Annotated in this window: 7 protein-coding genes; 2 read left to right on the top strand and 5 right to left on the bottom strand. The window is 42.0% G+C overall.

Annotated elements, in window-relative coordinates:
• Positions 1-94 (top strand): transposase domain-containing protein (locus FTT88_RS16510; protein WP_179993438.1); only part of this gene is annotated, 94 nt, incomplete at its 5' end.
• Positions 95-226: 132 nt separating this feature from the next.
• Here FTT88_RS16510 and putP read toward each other — a convergent pair.
• The 5 genes from putP to FTT88_RS16485 all read right to left on the bottom strand — a co-directional run bounded on the left by putP (position 227) and on the right by FTT88_RS16485 (position 4,999).
• Positions 227-1,717: a sodium/proline symporter PutP gene (gene putP, locus FTT88_RS16505; RefSeq protein WP_180005603.1), complete on the bottom strand. Its 1,491-nt coding sequence runs from the start codon at positions 1,715-1,717 to the stop codon at positions 227-229.
• 211 nt (positions 1,718-1,928) lie between these two features.
• Positions 1,929-2,783 (bottom strand): SPFH domain-containing protein, encoded by an 855-nt coding sequence (locus FTT88_RS16500; RefSeq protein ID WP_078189969.1) that lies wholly within the window; start codon positions 2,781-2,783, stop codon positions 1,929-1,931.
• Positions 2,784-2,799: 16 nt separating this feature from the next.
• The gene (locus FTT88_RS16495; protein WP_180005602.1) at positions 2,800-3,279 is read right to left on the bottom strand and encodes an NfeD family protein; all 480 of its coding nucleotides are present in this window, start codon (positions 3,277-3,279) and stop codon (positions 2,800-2,802) included.
• A gap of 99 nt (positions 3,280-3,378) precedes the next feature.
• Complete coding sequence (locus tag FTT88_RS16490) at positions 3,379-4,302, bottom strand: patatin-like phospholipase family protein (protein ID WP_180005601.1); 924 nt, start codon at positions 4,300-4,302, stop codon at positions 3,379-3,381.
• A gap of 61 nt (positions 4,303-4,363) precedes the next feature.
• Complete coding sequence (locus FTT88_RS16485) at positions 4,364-4,999, bottom strand: 1-acyl-sn-glycerol-3-phosphate acyltransferase (RefSeq protein WP_180005600.1); 636 nt, start codon at positions 4,997-4,999, stop codon at positions 4,364-4,366.
• Between the two features lie 168 nt (positions 5,000-5,167).
• Here FTT88_RS16485 and FTT88_RS16480 point away from each other — a divergent pair, with 168 nt between their 5' ends.
• Positions 5,168-6,454, top strand: coding sequence for an MFS transporter (locus FTT88_RS16480; protein WP_180005599.1), 1,287 nt, complete (start codon positions 5,168-5,170; stop codon positions 6,452-6,454).
• Positions 6,455-6,805 lie beyond the last annotated feature (351 nt).

The raw sequence follows: 6,805 nt of genomic DNA, 5'->3' as shown, positions 1-6,805 counted from the left end.
CTATTTAAGTGATGTGCTGAAAAGGTTGCCGACACATAAAGTGACTCAGATTGAAGAATTGCTACCACACCGCTGGAAACCTAAATCGAATTAAAAAATAGGCATGGGGTTCAGCGGACGCTTACGTAATATCTAAATGGATGACATGATAAAAACAAAAAAGGACGCTAGGCGTCCTTTTTTGCAGATATTAAAACTTAGAAATTAAATTTAAGTGCTATTGGTCTTAAATACTTTCTTTATAGATACGATCTGCTTCTTCAAATTTTTCAGTGACTTCAGCAGATGGCGCTTTGCCCATTAAACTCACAATGATGATTGCAATGAGTGAGCAGATGAAGCCCGGTATAATTTCATAAACGCCTGTATCGCCCCAGAGGTTTTTCCATAGAATAACCATAACCGCACCGACCACCATACCTGCTAAAGCACCATTGAGTGTCATGCGTTTCCAAAACAATGACATGATAATCAGTGGGCCAAATGCAGCACCAAAGCCTGCCCATGCATATGCTACGAGACCAAGGACTTTAGAGTCAGGATTACCCGCCATATAGATCGCAAGAAGCGCAATCATTAACACCATGAAACGGCCGACCCAAACCAATTCTTTTTGTGAAGCATTTTTGCGTAAGAATGATTTATAAAAGTCTTCAGTTAAGGTACTTGAGCAGACTAAAAGCTGACAGCTGAGGGTACTCATGATCGCAGCTAAAATCGCAGCCAATACAATACCTGCAACCCATGGGTTAAATAGAATTTTAGTCAATTCCATAAAGACCGTTTCAGGGTTTGCTGTTACGACACCTGCCAGTTCTGGATGCTGTTGAAAATAAGCAATACCGAAGAAGCCTGCTGCAACTGCGCCACCGAGGCAGAGCGTCATCCATGTCATACCAATACGGCGTGCATTGGGAATCGATTTAACAGAATCTGCTGCCATGAAGCGGACTAAGATATGCGGTTGACCAAAATAGCCTAAGCCCCATGCCAACAAAGACATGATTGCGACAAAACTTAAGTCAGCAAATACATTCATCGCTTGAGGGCGTGCTGCTTCTAGTGCCAGAGTGAACTGGCTTAAATCAGAGAACGACAACATGACCACGATAGGGGTAAGTAGCAAGGCAAAAATCATAAAGCCCGCTTGAATGGTATCGGTCCAACTGACAGCAAGGAAGCCACCAATAAACACATAGCTCACCGTTGCAATGGCACTGATCCAAAGCGCAGTGCTATACGACATACCAAACATACTTTCAAATAATCGAGCGCCTGCAACCATGCCTGAAGCACAGTAAATTGCGAAGAAAATCAAAATAATCACAGCAGACACGATACGTAAGATTTTCTTTTGATCGTTAAAACGATTTGAGAAATAGTCAGGTAGGGTTAAAGCATTATTTTGAACTTCGGTATGTACACGGAGACGACCTGCAACAAGTAGCCAGTTGAGCCAAGCACCAATGATCAGACCAATTGCAATCCACATTTCAGATAAACCTGAAAGGTAAATCGCACCCGGAAGACCCATGAGCAACCAACCACTCATATCCGATGCACCTGCAGAAAGGGCAGTGACAAAGCTCCCTAATCGGCGGCCACCTAAAATGTAGTCAGAAAAGTTACTGGTCGCACGGTATGCAAGTAAACCGATCACGACCATGGCGACAATATAAAAGAGAAAGGTAATTAGGGTGGGATTCAGGGAGCTCATACGGTATCCGCTTTGGCGTTGGACAATTGCGTTTAATTAGGGGACTCAATGGGATTTGCCTAAGCCAAGTAGGTGAAATCGAACGATAAGTCCTAAAACGTCAAAAAAATAACGTGAAATTTAAACATAAATTCACAAACTTTGCCTTCTTTTTTGTTTTGGGCATAAAAATGGGCCGTATGTCACGACCCATTTTAATTAATGTGAAGATTTAGTTATTACGACCCATCACACCACGAATCGTATTCAGTACATCTGCAGGTAATACCACAGTTTTGGCATTATTAGATTTAGCCATATCTTGCATGGCTTTGACGTATTGTTCACCCAGTAAGTACGCAACTGGAATTTCTTTATCGCCGACGGCTGAACTCACCATTTCAATTGCACGTTGAGAAGACTCTGCCAGTACCACTTGAGCTTCTGCATCACGACGAGAGGCTTCTAAACGACCATCTGCTTCTAAAATAGCCGCTTGTTTTTCACCGTCTGCCTTGGTGACTGTTGCACGACGTTGACGTTCAGCGGCCGCTTGCTCTTCCATCGCAGCTTGCATGGTATGAGAAGGTTTAATATCTTGAATTTCTACAGTTTTAAGCGTAATACCCCAGTCAGAGATATCATCAGAAATAGCAGCTTTAAGTTTAGCCTTAATATGATCACGCGATGATAGTGCATCATCGAGGTCCATTTCACCGACAATTGAACGTAAAGAGGTTTGAACTAAGTTTTGAATCGCCCATGTGTAGTTTTCAATACCATAAACTGCTTTTTCAGGCGTGGTTAAGTTGATATAAGCCACAGCATTCATCAGCAGTACCGCATTGTCACGTGTGATCACTTCCTGAGAGGGAATATCTAACACGATATCTTTGGTTGTCACTTTATAAGCCACTTCATCGACATACGGAATCACAAAGTTCAGCCCCGGATTGAGCGTTGTATGGTATTTACCTAAACGCTGAACAATCCATTTATAACCTTGGGGAACAATACGGACACCTTTAAAAATGGTGACGGCTACAAAAACTAAGAGCGCTAAAAAAACAATAGAAACACCAGACATGTCATTTCTCACTTATTTATGGATTGTCAGTGGGGTTGTTGCTGCTGTGCAGTTGGACGACTAAATCATTGCCTAAAATATCGGTCACGCGAACACGGTCGCCGACTTGAAGTGCATCTTGGGTACGGCAATGCCATTCGTCTGAACCTAAAACAGGCATCGGGAAGCGAACTTTAACGCTGCCATGATTGAGCTGGGTTTGAATCACCATACCCACTTGGCCAATCGTCGCTTCACGGGACAGACCTGCTTTGGTTTTATCGATGGATAAAGGCTTAATAAATTTGAACCACAAAAATGTGCAGAGCACGGCAAAAATAATCCAAACCACAATTTGGACATTAAAGTCCATGGATGGAAAGATCCAATATAAGATCCCAACCAAAATTGCAGAAACACCAAACCAGAGCGCTGCAAAAGACGGCAAAATCAGTTCAAAAAGCATCAAAGCGACGCCCAATACAAACCAGTGCCAAGGTTCTAAAATAAATTCCATACATCTACTCTTATATAAGGGTGAATTGATATAGATGAACCAGTATCTATATCAATGTAGCAGATGTATAACTCAATGAATATAAAAAAAATCGTTGAATTATATTTTCGCTTTTGGTGCTGGTTTAAAGGCCGCAGGGGAGTGTTTAAAGTTATCGATCGCCTTAATAATGCTATTCACTTTGAGCTGTGCGGCTTTTTCACCTTCTAAAATCGTCGCATTGCTCGACTTCAAATCGAGTGTGCCAATATGTCCCACTTTCGGTTGAATCACGAAATTGGCATTTTTTAGTTCTTCATTAATACTTTGTTGTCCCATTATGTTAATGGTTTGATCGAGTAAACCAAACATGCTTACGGCTTTGCTACCGTCAGGACGCGCAGAAATATCAACCGCAATCACGATATCTGCACCCATATCACGTGCCGTTTTCACCGGAATCGGGCTGACTAAGCCACCATCGACATATTTCACCCCTGCAATGGTTGCAGGTACAAATACATTTGGAATGCTGCACGATGCACGTACCGCTTGGCCTGCATTACCACGGTTAAATTCAGTTTTACTGCCATTATCCAAACGGGTGGCTACAGCAGCAAAGCGCTTTGGAAATTGTTCAATTGATTTATTGCCGACGTTTTTATTGACAAAGTCTTGCAGTTTTTGCCCTTGAATAATGCCTTGGCTATTTAAGGTTAAGTCACGAATATCGGACTCTTTGAAATTCAGTGCCAATTGCTGCATTTGATATGGTGTTTTACCGCTGGCGTACAAGCTACCAACAAAACTACCCGCACTGGTCCCAGTCACAATTTTAGGTTTAATACCATGTGATTCGAGTACTTTAAGCACGCCAATATGAGCAAAACCTTTGGCACCGCCACCACCGAGCGCAATCGCGATCACCGGTTCACGTGCTTTGGCTGGTGTAGATGTCGTGGTCGCAGGTGTTTTGGTTGCAGAATCACAGCCATTGAGTGCCAATACAAAGAGGCTAGGAATCAGGTATTGCAAAAGTTTCATGGGTGAAATCTGATGGTTAAATATACAAAGTGCACATCACATCAAAAAAATAGCCATTTGACTAGGGCTTTTTCCAGTGCTTTTGTAACGGCAAGGCCAACCATTCGGGATTTTTCGGGGAAAATTTGCCATCATAAATCTTCAAAATTTTTTCGAGATCAGTTTCAAAATCTCCACTGGGTTCAAAAACACCCAAGCAATGAATGGTTTTCTTTGTATAATCAAAGCTAAACATCACGATAGGAATCTGTGCTTCATAGGCAATATAGTAAAAACCACTGCGGATTTTATCGGCTTTTTTTCGTGTTCCCTCAGGTGCCATTCCAATCCAAATTTGATCTGTCGCTTGGACAATCTCAGCAATTTCACGTGTCAGTCCATGTGGATTTTCACGTTGCACAGGGATCACGCCGACCCAATCCAAAAGTGGTTTTAAGGGGGTATCAAAAAGGGTGTTTTTACCAAAAATGGTTATTTTTATCCCGATTCCAAGCAAGGCGAGAAAACCATGCCATGCATCTATATTAGAAGTATGCGGAGAAATGATCGCCACAGCTTTGGCAAGGTTGGGAAATTCGCCGTCAAATTTCCAACCTTGTGCCAAAAAAAGTTTTTTAAAAATTGCGCGGCTCAGAGTGGAACCACGTGATGGAACTTGATCGGGCAAAACTGGAAATAATTGAGTCTTTTGATTCATTGCATATTCTTATATAGGTGAAATCCATTTTTGATGTGATGCACATTTAAAAGTATGGCATCAGCATTGACCTTATCTTAGGTCGATGATTTTTTTAGATCATTGGCAAAATAGCCGTATTTTGACTACTCTAAATGTAACTTCAGCGCATTCAACATTTAGGAACTTATGATCCAGCTTCGTCAGCTCTATCTTTTACTGTTTTCCTTATATTGGGCGCAAGGGTTACCTGTCGGTTTTATGACACATGCTTTACCGGTGATTTTAAGAGCGCAAGGTGTGTCTTTGGCGCATATTGGTGGCTTTGGATTACTCATGCTGCCATGGTCGATCAAAGTTATCTGGGCACCGTGGATTGATCGACATGGTTCAAGGTCCAAAGGGCACTATCGGAGTTGGATTATTCCAATGCAGTTGTTGTCCGTGGTGGTCTTGGTCTTCCTATCATTTTTGCCGATCCAAAGCTTGAATGAACCGATGTATTTGCTGCTATTTTTTGTGGCTTTACTCAGTATGAATTTGGTTGGTGCGACTCAAGATGTCGCAACCGATGGCTTGGCCGTCAATATTTTAAAAACTGACCAGCAGCACTGGGGCAATTCTTTTCAGGTGATTGGTTCAAGACTCGGCTTTATCGTGGGTGGCGGTGCTGTGCTTTGGGCCTTGGATTGGTTGGATTGGCAAGCCACCTTTCTGTTTTTAGCGGCATTGGTATTCATCAATACGATTCCTATTTTTCTCTATCGAGAACCTTTAAAGCCACAGCTCAACATAATTTCCTCTCAAGAGAATGATAACAACCATAAGCATACTTCAGCCTTGTTCTACGCTATTCGCCAGTATTTGACTTATTTTTCTCAAACTAAAACCCTCACACTGTGGCTCATGATCTTATTGAGTTTTAAGCTTGCAGATGGTCTGGCAGGACCCTTACTTAAGCCGCTGATGGTCGATTTAGGATTGAGTTTTAGTCAAATCGGTCTGTATGTCACCATGTTAGGTGCGGTGGCTGCTTTAATTGGGGCGGGGCTTGCAGGTCTAAGCTTGAAGTATATTTCTCGGGCGCAGGCCTTGGTTTTCTATTCGGTATTGAAAATATTCAGTTTATTGGCCTATGCATGGCTGGCTTTACAGTTCGAGGCTAAACGGCAGGTTCATGAATGGCTGATCTATGGGATCAATGCTGCCGAAGACATGATTTCAGCCATGCTGCTCGTGATCATGCTGACTTTGGTGATGCAATATAGTCGTAAAGCATTTGCAGCAACGGACTTTACATTTCAGGTTGCCATTATGGCGACGGTGAGTGGGGGGCTGTATAGCATCAGTGGCATAGTGGCCGATCAGTTGGGTTATAGCACTTATTTATTTTGGATCACAGGTTTGGCTGCATTGAGCTTAGTCCCGATTCTATTTTGGGGAAAAGCATCAAAAAATGACCAAAATCACTTCTAAATCATGATTTTGGTTGTTTTTTATCAGCTAAAGCACTAAAAGAGCAATGCAAATATTATTTTAATAATTTTGTAATATGTTTCGCGTGTGTAATATCTGTTACAAAATAATTTAAGGAAATTTTTTGATGAAAACTAAGTTAGCAGCGGCTATCGCATTGAGCCTTTTGGCTGGGTCAACCTTTGCAGCACCAACCTTCTACGGTGAAATTGATGCGTCTGTTGATTAGGGTCTGTTGACATTTGTTGATTAAAAAAATAGCGAGATAGTAAAATTAAATCGCCAAACCCAATTTTACACTCGCTATGCCTCGAACAATGCTAAATGATCAACACTGGTCCAAGTTACTTG

Origin of the sequence: Acinetobacter sp. YH01024, assembly GCF_013420195.1 — a bacterium.
In the GTDB taxonomy this organism is placed as follows: domain Bacteria; phylum Pseudomonadota; class Gammaproteobacteria; order Pseudomonadales; family Moraxellaceae; genus Acinetobacter; species Acinetobacter amyesii.
The sequence above is the reverse complement of the archived record's forward strand: the minus strand, read 5'-3'. Positions and strand labels throughout refer to the sequence as shown.

Bases quoted from the DNA above. Each gene is read 5' to 3' on its own strand.
- FTT88_RS16500 (WP_078189969.1), bottom strand. From the start codon at position 2,783: ATGTCTGGTGTTTCTATTGTTTTTTTAGCGCTCTTAGTTTTTGTAGCC.
- putP (WP_180005603.1), bottom strand. From the start codon at position 1,717: ATGAGCTCCCTGAATCCCACCCTAATTACCTTTCTCTTTTATATTGTC.
- FTT88_RS16485 (WP_180005600.1), bottom strand. From the start codon at position 4,999: ATGAATCAAAAGACTCAATTATTTCCAGTTTTGCCCGATCAAGTTCCA.
- FTT88_RS16490 (WP_180005601.1), bottom strand. From the start codon at position 4,302: ATGAAACTTTTGCAATACCTGATTCCTAGCCTCTTTGTATTGGCACTC.
- FTT88_RS16495 (WP_180005602.1), bottom strand. From the start codon at position 3,279: ATGGAATTTATTTTAGAACCTTGGCACTGGTTTGTATTGGGCGTCGCT.
- FTT88_RS16480 (WP_180005599.1), top strand. From the start codon at position 5,168: ATGATCCAGCTTCGTCAGCTCTATCTTTTACTGTTTTCCTTATATTGG.